18 protein-coding genes are annotated in these 18193 nt (G+C 65.1%); 6 read left to right on the forward strand and 12 right to left on the reverse strand.

Annotated elements, in window-relative coordinates:
* The first annotated feature begins 26 nt into the window (after positions 1-26).
* The 3 genes from FF124_RS02740 to FF124_RS02750 are packed head-to-tail and all read left to right on the forward strand — an operon-like array spanning position 27 to position 2763.
* On the forward strand, positions 27-998 hold the full coding sequence (locus FF124_RS02740) for a VOC family protein (protein WP_138746935.1): 972 nt from the start codon (positions 27-29) through the stop codon (positions 996-998).
* A gap of 3 nt (positions 999-1001) precedes the next feature.
* Complete coding sequence (locus FF124_RS02745) at positions 1002-1709, forward strand: 4-carboxy-4-hydroxy-2-oxoadipate aldolase/oxaloacetate decarboxylase (RefSeq protein ID WP_138746936.1); 708 nt, start codon at positions 1002-1004, stop codon at positions 1707-1709.
* Positions 1702-2763: a 4-oxalomesaconate tautomerase gene (locus FF124_RS02750; RefSeq protein WP_138746937.1), complete on the forward strand. Its 1062-nt coding sequence runs from the start codon at positions 1702-1704 to the stop codon at positions 2761-2763. The genes FF124_RS02745 and FF124_RS02750 overlap by 8 nt, the downstream gene beginning before the upstream one ends.
* A 6-nt stretch (positions 2764-2769) precedes the next feature.
* Here FF124_RS02750 and FF124_RS02755 read toward each other — a convergent pair whose 3' ends face one another.
* The 10 genes from FF124_RS02755 to FF124_RS02800 all read right to left on the reverse strand — a co-directional run bounded on the left by FF124_RS02755 (position 2770) and on the right by FF124_RS02800 (position 10489).
* On the reverse strand, positions 2770-3351 hold the full coding sequence (locus FF124_RS02755; protein ID WP_138746983.1) for an ActR/PrrA/RegA family redox response regulator transcription factor: 582 nt from the start codon (positions 3349-3351) through the stop codon (positions 2770-2772).
* A 205-nt stretch (positions 3352-3556) separates the two neighbouring features.
* Complete coding sequence (locus tag FF124_RS02760; RefSeq protein WP_138746938.1) at positions 3557-3949, reverse strand: CBS domain-containing protein; 393 nt, start codon at positions 3947-3949, stop codon at positions 3557-3559.
* Entirely contained in the window at positions 3946-4113 is a 168-nt protein-coding gene (gene nqrM / locus FF124_RS02765) for a (Na+)-NQR maturation NqrM (protein ID WP_138746939.1), read from the reverse strand. Before nqrM ends, FF124_RS02760 begins: the two co-directional genes overlap by 4 nt.
* Positions 4114-4135: 22 nt before the next feature.
* Positions 4136-5152: an FAD:protein FMN transferase gene (locus FF124_RS02770; RefSeq protein WP_138746940.1), complete on the reverse strand. Its 1017-nt coding sequence runs from the start codon at positions 5150-5152 to the stop codon at positions 4136-4138.
* A 4-nt stretch (positions 5153-5156) separates the two neighbouring features.
* Complete coding sequence (gene nqrF / locus FF124_RS02775; RefSeq protein WP_138746941.1) at positions 5157-6383, reverse strand: NADH:ubiquinone reductase (Na(+)-transporting) subunit F; 1227 nt, start codon at positions 6381-6383, stop codon at positions 5157-5159.
* Complete coding sequence (nqrE, locus tag FF124_RS02780) at positions 6380-6991, reverse strand: NADH:ubiquinone reductase (Na(+)-transporting) subunit E (RefSeq protein ID WP_138746942.1); 612 nt, start codon at positions 6989-6991, stop codon at positions 6380-6382. The genes nqrF and nqrE overlap by 4 nt, the downstream gene beginning before the upstream one ends.
* On the reverse strand, positions 6988-7653 hold the full coding sequence (locus tag FF124_RS02785) for an NADH:ubiquinone reductase (Na(+)-transporting) subunit D (protein WP_138746943.1): 666 nt from the start codon (positions 7651-7653) through the stop codon (positions 6988-6990). The genes nqrE and FF124_RS02785 overlap by 4 nt, the downstream gene beginning before the upstream one ends.
* Before the next feature lies 1 nt (position 7654).
* Positions 7655-8455, reverse strand: a complete 801-nt coding sequence (locus tag FF124_RS02790; protein WP_138746944.1) for an FMN-binding protein — start codon at positions 8453-8455, stop codon at positions 7655-7657.
* The gene (locus FF124_RS02795) at positions 8448-9224 is read right to left on the reverse strand and encodes an RnfABCDGE type electron transport complex subunit D (RefSeq protein ID WP_138746945.1); all 777 of its coding nucleotides are present in this window, start codon (positions 9222-9224) and stop codon (positions 8448-8450) included. Before FF124_RS02795 ends, FF124_RS02790 begins: the two co-directional genes overlap by 8 nt.
* Positions 9221-10489, reverse strand: coding sequence for a Na(+)-translocating NADH-quinone reductase subunit A (locus FF124_RS02800; RefSeq protein ID WP_138746946.1), 1269 nt, complete (start codon positions 10487-10489; stop codon positions 9221-9223). The genes FF124_RS02795 and FF124_RS02800 overlap by 4 nt, the downstream gene beginning before the upstream one ends.
* Positions 10490-10672: 183 nt before the next feature.
* On the opposite strand from FF124_RS02800, the gene FF124_RS02805 reads away from it, so the two are divergent.
* From FF124_RS02805 to FF124_RS02815, 3 genes are all read left to right on the forward strand, one after another.
* On the forward strand, positions 10673-11794 hold the full coding sequence (locus FF124_RS02805) for a cytochrome c3 family protein (RefSeq protein WP_246072149.1): 1122 nt from the start codon (positions 10673-10675) through the stop codon (positions 11792-11794).
* 140 nt (positions 11795-11934) lie between these two features.
* Positions 11935-12465: a gluconokinase gene (locus FF124_RS02810; RefSeq protein ID WP_246072150.1), complete on the forward strand. Its 531-nt coding sequence runs from the start codon at positions 11935-11937 to the stop codon at positions 12463-12465.
* Between the two features lie 115 nt (positions 12466-12580).
* Complete coding sequence (locus FF124_RS02815; RefSeq protein WP_138746947.1) at positions 12581-13846, forward strand: MFS transporter; 1266 nt, start codon at positions 12581-12583, stop codon at positions 13844-13846.
* Here the strand turns inward: FF124_RS02815 and FF124_RS02820 are convergent.
* The gene (locus tag FF124_RS02820; RefSeq protein WP_138746948.1) at positions 13837-15144 is read right to left on the reverse strand and encodes an ActS/PrrB/RegB family redox-sensitive histidine kinase; all 1308 of its coding nucleotides are present in this window, start codon (positions 15142-15144) and stop codon (positions 13837-13839) included. The genes FF124_RS02815 and FF124_RS02820 overlap by 10 nt on opposite strands.
* An 11-nt stretch (positions 15145-15155) precedes the next feature.
* The gene (hrpB, locus tag FF124_RS02825; protein WP_425462499.1) at positions 15156-17627 is read right to left on the reverse strand and encodes an ATP-dependent helicase HrpB; all 2472 of its coding nucleotides are present in this window, start codon (positions 17625-17627) and stop codon (positions 15156-15158) included.
* Positions 17628-18193: the final 566 nt, after the last annotated feature.

An 18193-nucleotide genomic window follows, 5' to 3' on the forward strand; every position in this document is an offset into this window, starting at 1 on the left:
CGTGCAATCAAAGGGGAGGAACAGACATGACGACGGAACCGACAAGTCCGAGCTTCGACATCGCCCATCTTGGTCACGTGGAAGTGCTGACCGACAAGTTCGAGGAAAGCCTCGATTTCTTCACCCGGATCTACGGGTTGAAGCTTTCCGGACAGGACGAGCATTCCGCCTATCTGAGGGCCTGGGACGATTACGAATATGCGACGCTGAAACTGACGAAATCCGATACCACGGGCGTTGCCCATATAGGCTATCGCGCCGCCTCGCCGGAAGCGCTGGAACGGCGCGTTGCGGCAATCGAGGCCTCCGGTTTCAAGGTGATCGGCTGGAATGACGGCGACCTGAGCCACGGCCGGGCCTTCCGTTTCGAAGATCCCTTCGGCCATCAATTCGAGATCTACTACGACACCAACTGGTACGCGCCGCAGGAAGACGCGGAGAAGGCGGCGCTGAAGAACACGGCATCCGCCTTTACCGGCATGCCGCCGCGCCGCCTCGACCATATCAACCTGCTTGCGGAAGACGTCACTGAGTTCCGCCGCTTCATGATCACCTGCCTCGGCGCGCGGGTGACGGAGTATATCCAGCTTGACAATGGCCGGATCGGCGGTTGCTGGTTTACCATCAACAACAAGAGCTATGATCTCGCCTGCACCGAAGAGCACGGCGGCGGCAATGGCCGGCTGCATCACGTGACCTATGCCACCGACCAGCGCGAGGACATTCTGCGCGCCGCCGACATCTTCCTGCAGAACGGCGTTCACATCGAGACCGGGCCGCACAAGCACGCCATTCAGGGCACGTTTTTCCTTTATGTCTGGGAGCCGGCGGGCAATCGCGTCGAGTTGGCCAATGCCGGATCCCGCCTCGTTCTGGCGCCCGACTGGCAGCCGGTCTGCTGGACCGAGGCCGACCGCAAGAAGGGTCAGGCCTGGGGGCTGAAGACGATCGAAAGCTTCCACACCCACGGCACGCCGCCGGTTGCCGGCAAGGAGTGAGGGATGATCTCGGACACTCTCAAACTGGCGCCCGGCACGCCCGGCTATGTGATCCAGAACGTTGCGCGCGCCGACAGCGCCGTCATCGATGCGCTCGGCAAGGCAGGCGTTGCGACCGTGCACGAGGCGCAAGGCCGCATCGGTTGCCTTGCCGCCGACCTTCGCCCGATCTATCGCGGCGCGCAGATTGCCGGTACGGCCGTCACCATTTCCGCAGCACCCGGCGATAACTGGATGATCCATGTGGCGATCGAACAGCTAAAGGAGGGCGACATTCTGGTGCTCGCCCCGACCAGTCCCTGCAACAACGGCTATTTCGGCGATCTTCTGGCAACCTCGGCAAAGGTGCGCGGCTGCCGGGGCCTGATCATCGATGCCGGCGTGCGCGACACGAAGGACCTCGAGGCGATGGATTTTCCCGTCTGGTCCAAGGCCGTCTGCGTGCAGGGCACGGTCAAGGAAACGCTCGGCTCGGTCAATGTGCCGGTCATCTGCGGCGGCCAGTTGATCGAGGCAGGCGATATCATCGTCGCCGACGATGATGGCGTCTGCGTCGTGAAAAGAGCGGATGCGGAAACGGTGCTGGCAGCGGCGCAGAAGCGTCTCGAGAACGAGGAGATGAAGCGCAAGCGGCTCGCCGCCGGCGAACTCGGCCTCGACATATACGACATGCGCCCGCGCCTCGCCGAGAAGGGTCTGAAATATGTCTGAGGACGGCATCCCTTGTCTTTGGATGCGTGGCGGCTCGTCCAAGGGGGCCTATTTTCTGGCCTCCGACCTGCCGGACGAGATGGCCGCGCGCGACGATCTGCTGCTGAGGATCATGGGCTCGCCCGATCCGCGCCAGATCGACGGCATCGGCGGCGCCGATCCGCTGACCTCGAAGGTGGCGATCCTGTCGCCGCCGACGCGCGATGATGCCGATGTCGACTATCTGTTCCTGCAGGTCTTTGTCGACAAGCCGCTGGTGAGCGACAAGCAGGGCTGCGGCAATATCCTGGCCGGCGTCGGTCCGGCGGCGATCGAGCGCGGACTTGTGCCGGCGACCGGTGCGCGGACCGAGGTCAGGATCCATATGGTCAATACCGGCGAGATTGCGGTCGCGCGGATCGAGACGCCCGGCGGCAAGGTCAATTATGCGGGCGATGCCGAGATCGCCGGCGTGCCCGGCCGTCATGCTGCGATCCCGCTTCTTTTCAGGAACATTGCCGGCTCCATGTGTGGCGCGTTGCTGCCCACCGGCAATGCGGCCGACGAGATCGATGGCCTGAAGGCGACTCTGATCGACAACGGCATGCCCTGCGTCATCCTCCGGGCGGAGGATTTCGGCCTCACCGGCAAGGAAGAGCCGGAGGCGCTGGAAAAGGACACGGAACTGAAGAAACGGCTTGAGGCGATCCGGCTGCAGGCCGGGCCGATGATGGCGCTCGGCGACGTGACGGAGGCCTCGGTGCCGAAGATGACGCTGGTCTCGGCGCCGGACAATGGCGGGTCGATTGCCACCCGCTCCTTCATTCCCCACCGCGTCCATGCCGCCATCGGCGTGTTCGCCGCCATCTCGGTGGCAACGGCAACGCGGATCGAGGGGTCGGCGGCGAAGGATCTCGCCGTCGATCCGGGTGACGGCAATTATCTAGTCGAGCATCCGACCGGGGCGCTGGACGTGTTCCTCGACATCGGCCCGGACGGCAATATCCTCGGCGCCGGCAATCGCCGCACGGCCCGCAAGCTGTTCGACGGGCGCGTGTTCCCGCGGGCGGGGTGAGCCGCCTCAGCGCGGCGCGCGCTTGGCCAGGATCCGCTGCAGGGTGCGGCGGTGCATGTTGAGACGGCGCGCGGTTTCCGACACATTGCGGTCGCACATCTCGTAGACGCGCTGGATATGCTCCCAGCGCACCCGGTCGGCCGACATCGGGTTCTCCGGCGGATCGACCTTTTCGCCCGGCGCCTGGGTCAGGGCATGAACGATATCGTCGGCATCGGCGGGCTTGGCCAGATAGTCGAGCGCGCCGAGTTTGACGGCCGTCACGGCGGTGGCGATATTGCCGTAGCCGGTCAGCACCACGATGCGCGTGTCCTCGCGGGCCTCGCGAATGGCGGCGATCACGTCGAGCCCCGTGCCGTCTTCGAGCCTGAGGTCAACGACGGCATATTTCGGCGGACGGGCCTTCGCCTTTTCAATGCCTTCGGCCACGGTCTCGGCAGTCTCGATGGCAAAGCCGCGCGTTTCCATGGCCCGGGCGATGCGGCGCAGAAACGGCGTGTCGTCATCAACGATCAGAAGGCTCATCTCGCCGTCCGGTTCACCCGCGATTGTGTCTCTGCCGAAATCCGTTTCTTGCGTATCGTCCATGTCTGTCATGCCTGAATACTCGTGTGCGGCAAATGACCGCGCGTCAATCCTGTCAGATGGTTATGAACCTCCTCGGCCCGGGGGTAAACCCTGCACCGCCGCAAAAACGGTCGTATGCGACGCGTCTCAGCGCGACCCGGGCCGTTTGGCAGGAGCGACCCGGCTGGCTGGCCGGACGATGGCCTCAAGAACTCTTGCGGACGGTCTATCCGCTCAGCCGCACAAGGGCCGAGAGCACATCGGAGCGGCGCAGGAGACCGACAAGCCGATTGCCGTCGGTGACCGGGAAAACGCGGTGCGGATGGGAAATGAAGGCCTCGGCCGCGGCGACCAGATCTGTGCTTGCCGGCAGGCTGACGACATTGCGGCTCATATAGTCGCCGACCGTTCCCTTCCATTCCTGGTAATAGCTCGCCTGCAGGGCCGGGTTGAAACAGTCCTTCTGGGTGAGGATGCCGCAAAGCGCCCCGCCTTCATCGACAACCGGCGCTGCTGCCGCCCTGCTTTCGACAAGCAGCGCCACGGCGCGGCGGATCGGCATGTCCGGCGTGACGGTCAGCGCGTCGGTCTTGGTGATTTCGGCGATCGTGTCGGTCATTCGGCCTCGCTCGACAGGCGGTTCGGGCAGCCCTCGCAGGCGGCCTCCTTCATGCAGGCCATGCCGCCGCACGAGCCCTTCAGCGGGCCGCGCCCGACGAAGAGGCCGACGCCAAGGCCGGCCATGCCGAGAACGACGATCGCGATTGCCAGCAGGATTTCCATATCCGTGCTCCCTTCGAGGCGATTATAGCAGAAAACGGTCGAAACCGCCCGTTGTTTCGCTGCGGAGGCTTTTGCCGTCATGGAACAGGAACAGGGCAGCGATCGCCTGGCGGCGGGCCAGCGCCGGGCCATCCTCGCCGGCGGCCGTCAGCGCCGTGGCCCAGCCGTCGGCCGTCATCGCGTCCTGCGCCAGCACCGAAACCGAGGCGATCGCGCCCTCGACCGGCACGGCATGGCGCGGATCGATGATGTGGCTGTAGGTGTGGCCGGAAAGCGCATAGCTTTGGGCGCGAAGCCCGGAGGTCGCGACCGCGCCGTCGGCAAGCCGCAGCACGCCGGCCCCGCCGTTGGCGTCTGGACGCGGATCTTCCACCGCCACCTGCCAGGGACGTCCCGCCGGATGATTGCCGCGCGCGACCAGTTCGCCGCCGAGATCGATGAGGAAGTCGCAATAGCCGGCATCCATCAGGCGGTTTGCCATCAGGTCGAGGGCGCGGCCCTTGGCAATGCCGCAAAGGTCCATGGTCACGCCGGATTTCGTCTTTTCCAGGCGGTTTCCGTCGACGCCGAGCGCATGCCAGAGCGGCGGCGCGCCATCCTCGGCGGCGTCTCCCGTAATGGGTCCGAAGCCGTAGCGGGCGACCAGAGGTCCGACGCTCGGATCGAACCAGCCGTCGCTCGCGCGCGCCACATCGAGCGCCGATTGCGCGACGAAGGCGGTTTCGGCTGAGACCCGTTCGCCGCCGGGGCCGGCGCGGTTGAAGGCGGTGATCTCGCTGTCGGTCCGCCAGGGCGACATCATCCGGTCGATGCCGGAAAGAAGCGTCTCGATATCGCCGCGAAGCGCTTCGGGCCGGGCCTTGTCGGGCATGCTGACGCGCCATGTGGTCGCAAAGGCCTCGCCGGTGATCTGCTGCGTCGCGGGCGCGGATTTCAGGATCGCGGGCGCTTCGGCCCGGGCAGCGGTCGCGGCCAGAAAGCCTGCTCCGGAAAGCGCCAGAACGCGGCGGCGGGTCAGATATGTATGACGTGCTTTCATGAGGTCAGACTCCGAAATCGTCGTAGAAGATGGACTTCGGCTCGACGCCGAGCCGGTGCAGCGTATTGGTGACCGCCGAAATCATCACCGGCGGTCCGCACATATAGTATTCGCAATCCTCGGGCGCGGGATGGCGGGATAGCTCGGCCCGCACGATATCGTGGATGAAGCCGCTCGCCCCCGTCCAGCGGTCGCCGGGGGCGGGATCGGAAAGCGCCGGCGTCCAGGAGAAATTGTCGTGCTCGGCGGCGATCTTCTCGAATTCCTCGACATAGAAGAGGTCGGCCACCGAGCGCGCGCCATAGAAGAAGCGCATCCGCCGGGGCGTGTTCTTGCCGATCTGGTCGTGGATCATGGCCCTGAGCGGCGCCATGCCGACGCCGCCGCCGATGAACACCATCTCGCGATCGGTCGGCTGCACCTCGAACTCGCCGAAGGGACCTGAAGCCTCGATCTCGTCGCCCGGTTTCAGCGCGAACAGGAAGGAGGAAACGATGCCCGGCGGAATTTCCTGCTCGCGCCCGGGCGGCGGTGCGGCAAGGCGGATGTTGAAGACGGCGCGCTCGGCCTTTGCATCCTCCGGCCTGCAGGCGATCGAATAGGCGCGGGTCACGGATTTTTCCGCATAGGAGGTCATCTCCGACCAGCCGGACATCGCCCATGCCTCGCGGAAGGGCGGATCGATGTCGATGTCACGGAAATCGAGCCTATAGGCGGGCGCGGTCAGCTGCATGAAGCCGCCGGCGACGAAATCGAACGGCTGGCCCTCGGGAAGCTGCAGCACCAGTTCGCGGATCAGCGGCGCCTTCATATCGTTGGAGACCACGCGGCAGGTAAAGCCGGTCGCCCCGACGAAATCCTGCGGTACGGTCACCGAGCAGGGGCCTCTGAGCGCCGTCTGGCAGGCAAGGCGCATATGGGCGCGGCGCTCGGCGGCAGACAGCACGCCGCGCTCGGTCGCCTGCGGTTCGCCCGCGCCTTCCCCGTCCACATGCACGCGGCAGAGCCCGCATGTGCCCGATCCGCCGCAGGCCGCCGGTATGCCGATGCCCGCGCCGTGCAGAACGCCGAGCAGGCGGTCGCCGCGATTGGCCTCGATTGTCATGGTTTCGTTGACCGTCACCGTCAGCGCCTCGGCGGGGATCAAGCGGGCGCGGGTGATCAGAAGCGCCAGCGTCAGCACGAGGACGAGGCCGATGACGACAAGGGCTCCGACTGCAATCTCGTTCATGGCGTCACCATTTGCGCGAATGCGGAAAAGCCGAGGGACATCATCCCGGCAAGGGTGAAGGTAATGCCAAGCCCGCGCAGGCCCTGCGGCAGGTCGGCATAGGCAAGGCGCGCGCGGATCGCGCCGAGAAGCACCACGGCGACGCCGAAGCCGAAGCCCTGGCCAAGGCCAAAGACGGCGGATTCACCGATCCCATAGTCGCGGTCGACCATGAACAGGCTGCCGGCGAGGATGGCGCAATGCACGGTCAGAAGCGGCAGGAACACGCCGAAGGAGGCATAGATTGCCGGAAAGAAGCGGTCGAGCACCATTTCCACCAGCTGAACGGTCGCGGCGATGACGCCGATGAAGGAGATCAGCTTCAGATAGGAAAGGTCGATATCCGGCATGCCCGCCCAGGCCCAGGCGCCCGGCGCCAGCAGCGCGTGATAGATCATCTGGTTGAGCGGTACGGTGACGCCCATGACGGCGGTGACCGCGATGCCGAGGCCGATGGCCGACGGCGTGCGGCGCGACAGCGCCAGAAAGGTGCAGAGCCCGAGAAACAGGGTCAGCGGCGCATTTTCGACGAAGGCGGCACTGAGGAACAGGTTCCAGAGGTCGGTCATTTTCCGGCCTCCTCTGTCTTCGGCGGGTTGAATTCGGAGGGTTCGGCCTGCTGCGGCAGAACGGTGCGGATCGCCCAGACGAGACCGCCGAGCATGAAGAAGGCGCTCGGGGCGAGCAGCATCAGATTGAGCGGCGTGAACCAGCCGCCGTCGGCGACCACGGGAAAGACCTGATAGCCCATCAGCTTGCCCGCGCCGAAGAGCTCGCGCGCCGAACCGATGACGATCAGCACCAGCGAATAGCCGAGCCCGTTGCCGAGCGCGTCGACCATGGAGGGCAGCGGCGGGTTGGAACGGGAAAAGCTCTCCGTGCGTCCCAGCACCAGGCAGTTGGTGGTGATCAGGCTGACGAAGACCGAGAGCTTGCGGCTGATATCGAAGAAATAGGCCTGCAGGAACTGGTCGATGACCACCACCAGCGAGGCGACGATGACGATCTGCACGATCAGGCGGATGGAATCGGGAATATGCCGGCGGATCAGGCTGACCAGAAGGGCCGAGAGCACCAGAACCGTGGTGAGTGAGGCCGACATGGTGAGCGCGGTCGCAACCGAGGTGGTCACGGCGAGCGCCGAGCAGATGCCGAGGATCTGCAGCGTCACCGGGTTTTGCAGGACGAGCGGCTCCGTCAGCGTCGACCAGAGATTGGTTGACCGGGCCATATCAGAACTCCCCGCGCTGGACGGCGTCTATGAACGGGCCGTAGCCCTCGGGTCCGCCCCAGAAGCGCATGATCTTGGTGAACGCGTTGCCGGTGCGCGTCGCGCCGGTAATGCCATCGACCTCGTAGTCGTTGCCGGCCGCACCCTTGGCGACGGCAAAACGCACTGTCCCGGTGGGATCGGCAAGCTCGGTGCCGGGGAATTGGGCAAGCCAGGCCGGCTCCTCGATGCGCCCGCCAAGGCCGGGGGTTTCGGCCTGGTTGGTGATCGTAAGGCCCGCAATCGTGTTCATGTCGCCGCGCAGCGCCACGATCGCGTCGATCGGCGCCTGGTAGCCCGGTCCGCTGATCGGCAGGAGCGCCAGCGAAATGTCGCCGGCCTCGTTGCGCAGAAGATAGATCTGGGCGTAATCCGGCCGCCGGCCGATGCCCGCCGTATCTTCCGCCGGCGTCAGCGTGGTCCAGTTGGCCGCATCGTCGAGGGCTGCGGCGAGCGTCGCGGGCGTTACATCCTGTGCCGCCTGACCCTTCGGCAGGTTGATGACGACGGTGGAGAGCGAACCGCCGGATTGCTCGAGAATTTGCGTCATGCCGGGAATGCCGGCGACGAGCGCCTCAAGCCGCGCCTGCTCCTCCGCCGCCCGGTTTGCCGCCTGGATCGGCCGCAGGATGACCGTTGCGCCGGAGACCATGAGTGCGCAGACGGCCGAAACGAGAAAGGCGATGACGACGGTCTTTGTCCGGTTTTCATTGGGCAGCGCCAGGAACCGGCGCCATGCCGAGAACGGGTTCAGGTCAGCCATGACGTCTTCTCCTTTGGACAAGCCACAGCGCAATGGCGGCTTCGTCCAGCAACGGGGCGGCAAGCGAGGTCAGAAGGGCGGCCGAAACCGCCATCTGCACGGGAGCGGCACTCTTCCAGCCGAGCGCGAAAAGAATGATCAAAGCGCCGAAAAAGGCGCCGTTCAGCCAGCCGCCGAGCTTTGTCGAGGCGCTCGCCACCGGATCGGCGACAAGCAGCACCAGCACGACGGCAACGGCCGGCAGCAAGGGGGCGATCGGCAGGCCCGCAATGTGGGCGCCGCCGATAACGATGACAGCGCCCGCGATCACGCGCGCCGGCATGACGCCGAAGAGCGCGCCGAGAAGGGCGGCGGGAATGGCGGCCCAGGCAAGCGGCAGCGGCGGTTCCGGCCAGGGGGCGGTGACGAAGCCGAAGCCGAGAAAGGCGAGTGTGACAGTCGCCGGGTTCAGCACGTTGCGGCCCCAGCCGCCGAAGACGAGCTCGGCCATGACCGAGCCGAAAGAGATGCCGAGGACAAGCTGCAGGATGCTGAGGTCTTCGGGCGCCAGCATGGCAATGGCAAGCGCCGTCAGCGCGCCGGCAAAGGAGGGCGGCTGGGCGCGCGCCAGCATGAAGATGACGTGCCAGAAACCGGAGATGATCAGCGCCAGCACCAGAAGCCCGGCAGCATCCAGCCCGCCATACCAGAGCCAGGTCAACGCCAGCGGCATGACCGAGATCAGCAGCATGAGGGCGACGGTCTCGCGGTCCCACAATCCGTGGTTCATGCGGGCGCCTCCTCTTTCTCGATGGCGTTCAAAAGCCCGCGCAATTGTGCGGAAAGCGATGGCTCGGCGAAGGTAACGTAATCGACCAGCGCCAGATCCTCTTCCAGAAGCGACAGCGCGCCGAGGCGGGCGGCCGCCTCCTGATCGCCGGCGGAAAGCGCACGCATCAGGGCGGCAGCCGGAATGTCTCCGCCGAAAGCCTGAGACAAAGCGGCCGTCGGAATGATCGGCAGCGGCCGGGCGGCGCGGGTGAGTGCGGCGGAAAACCAGTGGCCGCGCCTTTTGCCGGAACCACGGGACAGAACGCTCGCCTGCCGGTCGCGCGGGCCGAGCCAATGGGCGGGTCGGCCGTCGAGTACGGAGCCGGCAAGCACTTGATAGGGGCCCGGCTGCACGTGGCCGTGACAGAGCCCGCGCAGATCCGCGCCGGGCTGGCAGCGCAGAAGGCGCGGTTCGCGCATGGCCGAACCGGTGACGGTGACGAGCCGGGTCTCGGGCAGAAGACCCGTGGCGAGAAGATCGCCGAGATCGGCAATATCTTCCGCATGGATGTCCCAGACGCGGGCGTCAACTGCGGCCGGCGCGTGGTGGTGGATTTGGATGCCGGCGAGACCCTGCGGGTGCAGCGAACCGCAGGTTAAGCGGCGGGCCCCGTCTGTGGTGTCGAGGTCAAGAGGCCTGCCCTTGGCCTCGCACAGGAAGACCTGATCGCCGGCCAGCAGCTTCAACGCGGAAAGGCCGCGTGACAGGGCCTCCTCACGGCCCGAGAGCGCGGTCTTCGGATCGGGGGCGGCGGGCCGGGTGTCTGCCGCCATGACGAAGATCGCGGCGGGCGCTTCGGCAAGGGCGGGCATGTGTCCGAAGGGTCGGCTGCGGAACAGTCGCCAGAGGCCGGCTTCCTGCATCAGGGCGCGCAGCGCTGCTGCGTCGCTGTCTGCTTTCTCTGTCGGGAATGAATGCCGGTCGCCGCCATCCTCGCGGAACAGCAGCATCTGGATTAGCCTTCGGCCAGGATTGAGCTCGATCGCCGCCACCCGCGCAGGCATGGGCGCGACAAGCTTGATTTCCTCTGCCGCACGCAGCGAGAAAAGCGGCTGACCCTGGGCGACGCGCTGGTCGACCTCGACCAGCGGCACGACGCGCAGTTCCTCGCCGGGGGCCGGCACAAGCGCCGCCTCTTCGGTCAGAAGCGTTTCGGCAGTATGGTCGTCGGGCAATGAGGGGCCGGTCGGCACGGACAGACCGGCGGAAAAGAGGCGGTCCAAAAAATCACTCCCAAGGCTTCGGCATCAAACAAACCAACCTTCCCGACAATTGAATTGCCGGATCGGGCCGAATTGTTTAGCATGCACCAAGAGCAGACTATGAATTTTCAGCGGGGGTGAAAAGCCATGTCTTACGGAGTGAAGCGGTTTTCTTCAACTTTCATTGCAGTTATTGCAGCGACATTGACGTTTGTCAATTCCAATGGCGTCTCAGCTCAGGATAGCGGGGAAGGCGAGGCGGCGGTCGAGGCGCTTGAGCTCTTCGTCATGCCGCAATCGGGGCCGTTCCGTCCGGACCAGATCTCGATCCCGCAGCAGAAGATGATCGAGGCCTGGGCGCGCTCGGCCCATGCCGATGCTTCTGCAGAAGCCTTCACCCATTGGGACGGCGAGGGCGAGGTCCCCGCGAGCTGTTCCACCTGTCACTCCGGCGCGGGCTTCCGCGCCTTCCACGGCCTTGACGGCAGCGAGCCGGGCGTGGCTGCGGCCGTGCCGGTCGGCGGTGTCGTCGACTGCGAGACCTGTCACAATCCGGGCCTTGCCGAAATCACCGCGATCACGCTGCCGAGCGGCATCGAACACCCGGTCAAGCCCGGCGTCGAGGCAGCCTGTCTCACCTGTCACTCCGGCCGCGCCGCCGGCGTGACGGTCTCCAATGCCGTCGGCGAAAAGGCTGATGACACCCCGGATCCGGAGATCGGCTTCGTCAATCCGCATTACGCGCTGGCCGGCGCCGTGCGCCTCGGCGCTGTCGGGGCAGGCGGTTTCGAATATCCCGGCAAGAGCTATTCGGGCCGGTTCTTCCATGCCCGTCCGGTCGCCGACTGCGCCTCCTGTCATGATCCTCATACGCTGACGGTGGCGGAAGAGACCTGTCTTACCTGCCACGAGACCGGCAATTTCGACGCGATCCGCATTTCCCGCGTCAGCTATGACGGCAGCGGCGATCTTTCCAAGGGCATTCGTTCGGATGTCGCCAACAATGCCGCGCTGCTGATGGAGATGATCGAGGATTACGCCGCCAATGTCGCCGGCACGCCGATCATTTTCGAGCCGCACTATCCCTACTTCTTCGTCGATGCCGATCAGGACGGCCGCGCCGATGAGGTTGACGGGCGGGCGGCGAGCTACAAGGCCTGGACGCCGCGCAGCCTGAAGGCGGCCTATAACTGGAAGTTCGTCACCGCCGACCCCGGCGCCTTCGCGCACAATCCGCAATATGTGCTGGAACTGCTCTACGATTCGATCGAGGACCTTTCGGGCCCGCTTGAGGTTGATGTCAGCGAGCTGGGCATCCAGCGGTAAACGCAGAAACCTCCCGTTTTCCGCCGGGACGTTCGACCCGGCGGACATTCTGTCCCGTTGCGATACGATATCCGGACGTGCTAACGCGGAGATGGCGGTATTGCCGCCGATCTTTTCTGCCGGACCGGAAGAAACAATCCATGAATACGAGCAATGCAGAGGCTCCGCGCGCCATCATCGTCATGGGCGTGAGCGGGTGCGGAAAGTCCTCCGTCGCAAGACTGATCGCCGAACGGATCGGTTACGACCAGGTCGAGGGCGACGACCTTCACCCGGCCTCCAATGTCGAAAAGATGAGCGCCGGCATCCCGCTCGAGGATGCTGACCGCTGGCCCTGGCTCGATCTTGTCGGCGCCGAGCTTGCCAGAGAGCGTCAAACGGGCGTCGTCGTGACCTGCTCGGCGCTGAAGAAAGCCTATCGCGACCGGTTGCGCGCGGCGGCGGGCCAGAAGCTGGCCTTCGTTTTCCTGAACGGCAGCGAGGCGCTGCTGACCGAGCGGATCGGCGCGCGCGCGGGCCATTTCATGCCGACGACGCTGCTGAGGAGCCAGCTCGACACCCTCGAAGACCCGACCGGCGAGCCCGGCGTGGTTACGGTTGATATCGACAATCCGCTGAAGGTGATTGCCGACAAGGCGGTTGCGGGGCTTGGCGCCGTATCTTTTTCTTAGCGCGTTCCCGACCGCTCAACTACGCCTTGGTCGTCGACATCGCCTTATATTAGGCTTGCCTTTCGTTTTGCGTTCGGCCAGTTTTCACTCGGGTATACCGATCGGAGGGTGAAACATGGCGGTGACGGCGAGCGAGCGCAACCGGGCGCTCTTTCTGGGCAGCATGGGCGGCGGCCTGGAATTTTATGATTTCGTGATCTACGCCACCTTCGCCTCGCAGATCGGCAAGACCTTCTTTCCGGCCGAAGAGGCGTCGACCCGGCTTCTGGCGGCTTTTGCCGTTTTTGCCGCAGGCTATCTGGTGCGCCCGCTGGGCGGCATCCTGTTTTCCCATTTCGGCGACAGGCACGGCCGAAAGATGATGCTGCGCGTCTCGATCGCCGGCATGGCGGGCGCCACCTTCCTCATCGCCTTCATGCCGGGCTATGCGACCTGGGGCATTTCGGCCACCATCGCGCTCGTCGCACTCCGCATGGTGCAGGGCCTTTGCCTTGGCGGCGAAATCCCCGGCGCGATGACCCTGATCACCGAGACCATGCCGAAGCGGCGCGGCCTTGCCTGCGGCTTCCTGTTCATGATCATCAATGTCGGCATGCTGGCGGCCCAGGCGGTGCAATGGGCGATCGAACACCTGTTGAGCGATGCGGCGGTGCTGTCCTATGGCTGGCGCATCGGCTTCTTCATCGGCGGGCTGGTGGCGATTGCCGGCTTCATCCTGCGCGCTCGTCTTGCCGAAAGCCCGGCCTTTGCCGAGATGGAATCGGCGACCCACAAGGTGCCGCTGGCAGCACTCTTCCGCGACAATGCCCGCGCCGTCTGGCTCGGCCTGTTCATCACCGGGCTGGGTGCTGCCGCCGTGCCGCTGCTCTACCTCTACATGAACAGCTACCTGACCGATTTCCTGCACTACGATCCGGACCAGGTGGCGACCGCCGTGCTTGTCGGCATCATCGTCTTTTCGCTGCCGATGCCCCTTGCCGGCGCGATCTCCGATTTCATCGGCATCAAGGTTCCGGCCTTCGTCGCCACCCTGTTGCTCGCAATCGCGGCCATCCCGGTCTATGTCTGGATCCACGAGGGCATCGCCTCGCTGATGCCGGCCATGATCGTGATCTCGCTGATTGGCGCCTTTGCCTGGGGCGTGGGGCCTGTGCTTTTGACCGCGATCTTCCCGACCGATGTGCGCTATACCGGCGTCGCCTTCGTCTACAATATCGGCTTCGCCATTGTCGGCGGGCTGACGCCGCTTCTCGCCACCTTCATCATCCAGCAGACGGGCTTCACGCTCGCGCCCGGCTTCCTGCTGGCGCTGTTTGCGGCGCTCGCCACGGTCGCGATCTTCCTCACCCAGGTGCTGCCCGCGGAGAAGTCTCAGCTCTGATCCGCCATATCCGCCTCCATCCGCCAGCGCGGCCAGGAGACGGTGATGCGCGCGCCGCCGACATTTTCGAAGGTCAGTTGCGCGCCGGAGCGTTCCAGAAGCGTCTTGGCGATGAACAGGCCGAGGCCGAGCCCGCCGGCGCGGCTGTCGGCCGGATTCTTCGGTCGGTCGGAGACGAAGGGATCGCCGATGCGCGGCAGGATGTCCGGCGTATAGCCGCCGCCGTCATCGGTGACGGTAATCGTCACCCGTGTGTCGTTGTAATGCGCTTCGATCTCCACGGTCTGGCGGGCATGTTCGACGGCATTTTCGACGATATTGCCGAGGCCGTAAAGAATGCCCGGATTGCGGCTGCCCACCGGTTCGCCGCCGGCCTCGCCGGAAACGCGGATCTCCATCTGCGAGACAAACGGCCGGTGGGGCGCCACCACCTCCTCGATCAGAGAGGTCAGCGGCAAAAGCCGCATATGGGCCTCGTCCTCCTTGGAAAGCGAGGTGAGCCGGGAGAGAATGTCCCGGCAGCGCTGGCTCTGGCTGACAAGAAGCTGCACATCCTCGCCATGCTCTGGATCATCGGAAAGCGCGCGCGCCATCTCCTTGGCCACCACCGAAATCGTGGCCAGCGGCGTGCCGAGTTCATGGGCGGCGGCGGCGGCCAGCCCGTCAAGCTGGGAGAGGTGCTGCTCGCGCTGGAGCACCAGTTCGGTCGCCGCCAGCGCATCCGAGATTTGCTGCGCCTCGAGCGTGATGCGCTGGACATAGAAGGCGGCAAAACCCAGCATCGAGATGATCGCGATCCAGATGCCGAATTTCAGGATCGGCTCGATTTCGAGGATGATCCCCGCATGCCATGGCAGCGGAAAGGGGCTGAGCGCCAGCGCTGAGACGCCCGACACGGCAAAGGCCAGCAGCGCGAAGGAATAGTGCAGCGGCAGAGCGGCAAAGGAAATGATCACCGACACGCAGATCAGCGGCGCGAACGGATTGGCAAGTCCGCCGGTCAGATAGAGAAGCGCGGTCAGCTGCAGAAGGTCGAAGCCGATCATCCCGAAGGCGACGCGCGGCGAAACGCGCTGGGTCGCCGGGAAGCTTAAGGTCAGCACCAGATTGCCGAGCGCGAGCGCCGCAATCAGCGCCAGCACCGGCATGATCGGCATCGAAAAGTCGAGCCCGAAGGCAACCGTCAGCGCCGTCGCCGTCTGGCCCGCAACGGCCAGCCATCTGAGCCGCACCAGCGTTTGCAGGCGCAAGCTTCCGCGGCGTTCGTGCCCGACCATCTCGGTGACCGGTTTGTTCATCGCATTCCTCCTTACGTCCCGCGCGGTTTCGCCCGCCGCGTCGCTTCCGCATTGGCCGGGTCCTCCGGCCAGACATGCTTTGGGTAGCGCCCGCGCATGTCGGCCCGCACATCCTTCCAGGATCCCGCCCAGAAGCCGCGAAGGTCCCGCGTTGTCTGGATCGGCCGTCCGGCGGGCGAGGTCAGTTCCAGAACGAGCGGCACGCCCCCGGCAATCGTCGGATGGTTCTTCAGTCCGTAGAGCATCTGCACCCGGATCGAAAGCACCGGTTCGTCGCCATCATAGCGGATCGGAATCCGGTCGCCGGTGGGCGCTCCAAAATGAGTCGGCGCCAGCCGGTCGAGATCGGCGGCAAGCGGATAGGGCAGAAGCGCCTGCAGGCCCTGCGTCAGGCTTTTCTGGCTGACGGCGGAAAGGGCGGTCACGCCCGTCTGGAACGGCGTGAACCAAATGTCCAGGCTTTCCAGCAGGCCCTTTTCCGAGACATCCGGCCAGGGGTCACCGAGCTTGCGATGCAGAAAACCGATCCGTTCGACGAGGTGCGCCGCCTCCTTCGGCAAGGAGAGAAGCGAAAGCCCGTACCGGCGAAGCCCGTCGGCGAGCGCCTCCGCCGCTTCCATGCCGGATGGCTTCGTCCCCTGGCGTTCGGAAAGCACCAGCGCATCGAGCCGGGTCACGCTGCGCGCCCGGACGGAGAGGCTTTCGCGGTCGAAGACGCATTCCGCGCGGGTGACGATCGCCTCGGCGCGGGCTTCGAGGATGGTTTCGCGGGTCACGGGGCAGGCAGCAAGCACGCGCCCGCGCGCCGCGGAGCCCGTCAGGTCGGCAATGACGAGAAAGTCCTCACCCGCGAGCGGGTCGTCCTCGGCTAGCGCCGCGCCGCGACCGTTTGCCATCAGATAGCGCCCGCGCCCGCCGCGCGCCATGGCGATGCGGTCGAAGAAGGCCTGGATCAGGGCTCCGCCGGGATCAAAGGGTCCTTTGTCATCGCGGTCGGCGCCCGCCGTTTTCGCGATGCGGGCGGCAAGACCGCGCGCGGCCTCGGCCCGCGGACCTTTTTCGGCGCGAAACCGCCTAAGCCGTTCGGAAAGGTCGATGCTTGTGCCGCCAAGTCCCTGTTCGGTCAGGAGCACGGCAAGCTCGGCCGCCTTGAAAGCCGTGCCGCTTTCGGCCGCCTTGACGACCATGCCCGCAAGGCGCGGCGGCAGGGGAATGGCGCGCAAGAGTTCGCCGGAAGGCGTCAGTCGCCCCGCCGGATCAAGCGCGCCGAGCATCTGCAGCAGCTTGCGCGCCTCGGCAAGGGCGGGTCCCGGCGGCTGGTCGGCAAAGGAGAGCTGAGCGGGATCGACGACGCCCCAATGGGCAAGATCGAGCGCCAGGCCGGTGAGGTCGGTAGAGAGGATTTCCGGCGGGTTGAAAGCGGGAAGGGCGGCCGTCTGGCCCTCGTGCCAGAGCCTCAGCGCGATGCCCGGCGCCGTGCGCCCGGCGCGGCCCGCGCGCTGGTCGGCCGCCGCGCGCGATAGTTTCACGGTTTCAAGCCGGGTGATCCCGGTGGCCGGCTCGAACACCGGCAGGCGCTGCAGGCCGCTGTCGATCACCACCCGCACGCCGTCGATGGTGATCGCGGTCTCGGCGATCGCGGTTGCCAGGACGACCTTGCGTTTTCCAGCCGGCGAAGGCGCGATTGCGGCGTCCTGTTCGGCCCGCGAAAGGTTGCCGTAAAGCGGGGCGACGATCACATCGTCGGTAACGCCGGCGGCCAGCCTCTCGGCGGTCCGGCGGATTTCGGCCTGTCCGGGCAGGAAGGCAAGGATCGAGCCCTCCTCGTATGCCAGCATGTCGCGCACCGCGGCCGCGACATCATCCTCGATACGCGATCGCGGCGGGCGCGGCCGGTAACGGTGTTCAACGGGAAAGGCCCGGCCTGCGCTCTCGATCACCGGAGCGTCGTCCAGAAGCGTTGCGATGCGGGCCGTGTCGAGCGTTGCCGACATCACCAGGACCTTCAAATCCTCGCGCAGTCCGGCGCGGATATCGAGCGCCAGGGCCAGGCCGAAATCGGCATCGAGCGAGCGTTCGTGAAATTCGTCGAAGATGACCGTGGAAACGCCGGCAAGCTCCGGGTCCTCCAGCGCCATGCGGGCGAACACGCCCTCGGTCACCACCTCGATCCGGGTTTTTGCCGAAATCTTCGTATCAAGTCGCATGCGGTAGCCGACGGTCTCGCCCGGGCTTTCGCCAAGAAGTGAGGCCATGCGGAAGGCGGCAGCGCGCGCGGCAAGCCTGCGCGGCTCCAGCAGGATGATCTTGCCCGTTCCGGCCGTACCGCTTGCCAGCAGGTGCAGGGGGACAAGCGTTGTCTTGCCGGCGCCGGGCGGGGCGGCGAGCACGGCCCGGCCTTTATCGTCAAGTGCTGCCGCGAGCTGATGCAGAACCGCATTGACCGGAAGCCGATCCGTCTGCGTCCTTATGGTCTCTTTCAAAGCTTTCAAATCCGAAAAATCCGTTTGCGCCTTGATTAAGGTAAAAGCGCTGCGCGAGCAAAGGGCGCAAATTGGTCTTTCAGGGCTGAGGGTCCGCACTGACAGGAGGAAGGGAAAGGGACGCGGAAAAAACAGGCAAACGGTATACTTGCCTCATCATTGTGCGCAGCAAAAAGCTTAACGGTTCTTAACCTCTGGCGGCTTGCGAAGTGAGGTATAAAACCCATAAAAACCAATCACTTAACAAAAATGTCATTTTTTTTGGGATTGGTTGTTGACGGTTTGGCGGAATGGGGTCTATAAGCCGCCTCACCGAACGACGGGGCGGCGCTGAGGCGGTGCTTACGGTTCTAGAAAATCTTCCGACAGGCTTAGATGCTTCGTCAGGCTGAACTTGAACAGAGATTGGCCGAGAGAGGATTTGTGACGGGAATTTCCCGTCTGTTATTTGGACAATTGCATATTTGAAGAAAGAGAAACGTGGCGAGCGGCTTTGTCGGTGAGCTTTATTGTTCACCAAAGAGACTTAAGTAAGCGGTCACGTTTTAGGAAACTGCTTGGATTGA

Origin of the sequence: Martelella lutilitoris, assembly GCF_005924265.1 — a bacterium.
Lineage (GTDB): Bacteria > Pseudomonadota > Alphaproteobacteria > Rhizobiales > Rhizobiaceae > Martelella > Martelella lutilitoris.